The sequence below is a fragment of the Thalassospira sp. UBA1131 genome (assembly GCF_002311515.1).
Classification (GTDB): Bacteria; Pseudomonadota; Alphaproteobacteria; order Rhodospirillales; family Thalassospiraceae; genus Thalassospira.
In genome coordinates, this window is sequence record NZ_DCAO01000030.1 from 13,429 (window position 1) to 15,061 (window position 1,633).

Below are 1,633 nucleotides of genomic sequence, written 5' to 3' on the forward strand. Positions count from 1 at the left end.
CTGATGCAAATCGATCCCTGCCAGCAACCCGGCACCGAGAATGACCGGGATCGACATCAGCATTGAAAACTGTGCTGCGTCCGATCGCTCATACCCCATGAAGCGCGCAGCCGTCATGGTGATGCCCGATCGGCTGGTACCCGGGACAAGGGCCAGAACCTGTGCAAGCCCGATAAACAAAGCACCGCCCCAGCGCATGTGTTCAAGACGGTTGATCGTCATGCCGACCTTGTCGGCAAGCCACAGCAAGATGCCAAAGCCAAGTGTGGTCCAGGCAATGATTTCAACGGAGCGCAGCTGTTCCTCGATCCCGGAAACCTTGAAATAGAATCCGACGGCAATCACCGGGATGGTGGCAAGCACGATATGAAGGGCAAGGCGGGCACCGGGGTTGATTCGCCCGGTAAACAGCCGGACGAATCCGCCAAGCATGGCAAACACATCCCGCCAGAAATAGATCAAAACAGCAGCCAAAGTACCGACATGCACCGCAACATCTACCAACAAACCCTGATCCGCGCTGCCGGTGAGGGCAGGGGCCAGGACAAGGTGGCCAGATGAACTGATCGGGAGAAATTCGGTGATCCCTTGAACGATCGCCAGAAGAATAATGTGCTGTAGGGTCACGCCCGCCTCTGTGGCTGTTCGCTGCAAAAACTGATCGCTTATAGCAGTTTAGCCCATTTTGGCGAAACGCATAAATAGTACCATTATGGTACTATTGAAACAATGTTGCGGTCATTTTCCGAGGCTCTCTTTGAAAAACCGGAAAATTTGTCCGGATATTTAAGTCAGCAATATTGACCTAAATGATATTTTGTGCTGGATTCTTGCGTGTTCGACACGTATACAGAGCAAAACCCGCAACATAAAACCCTTCCAGAGGGCCGTCATGACAGAAAAGATGCTGACATTTGTTCATCTTGAACAAAAATATCCGCACAAAAGAGAAGCGTCCGAGCGCCGCACGGATTTCAACGAAATTTATGCACCGTTTGATGACAATAGTGCTGCCGATCAGTCATCGCGCTGCTCGCAGTGTGGTGTGCCGTTCTGCCAGGCGCATTGCCCGCTTTATAATAACATCCCCGATTGGCTGCGCCTGACCACCGAAGGTCGCCTTGAAGAGGCTTATGCCATCTCGGCTGCAACCAACAACATGCCGGAAGTCACCGGTCGCATCTGCCCGCAGGATCGCCTCTGTGAAGGCAATTGTGTGATCGAACAGTCGACCCACGGTGCTGTTACCATCGGTTCTGTTGAAAAATACATCACCGACACCGCCTTTGCGAATGGCTGGGTGAAGCCGCCGAAACCGGCCAAGGAAAATGGCATGTCGGTTGGCATCATCGGCGGTGGTCCGGGTGGTATGGCCGCGGCCGAACAGCTGCGTCTCAAAGGATATGAAGTCCATATCTATGATCGTTATGACCGCATGGGCGGGCTGCTGGTTTATGGTATTCCGGGCTTCAAACTTGAAAAGGATGTCGTCGAACGCCGTGTGAAGCTTCTCGAAGAAGGTGGTGTTGTCATGCACACCGAATTCGAAGTGGGGCGTGATGCGACCCTTGATGACCTGCGCAAAAAACATGACAGCGTTCTGATCGCGACCGGCGTTTACAAGGCCCGCGAA

At 53.2% G+C, this 1,633-nt stretch carries 2 protein-coding genes; one reads left to right on the forward strand and one right to left on the reverse strand.

The genetic code is table 11. From position 1 onward, the window contains the following. On the reverse strand, positions 1–627 hold a 627-nt coding region (locus B3Z49_RS04305), incomplete at its 3' end, for an undecaprenyl-diphosphate phosphatase (protein WP_296988463.1). Positions 628–892: 265 nt separating this feature from the next. Between B3Z49_RS04305 and B3Z49_RS04310 the strand changes: the two genes are divergently transcribed. Beyond that, positions 893–1,633, forward strand: a 741-nt coding sequence (locus B3Z49_RS04310; RefSeq protein ID WP_296988464.1) for an NAD(P)-binding protein, incomplete at its 3' end; no start/stop codon positions are given.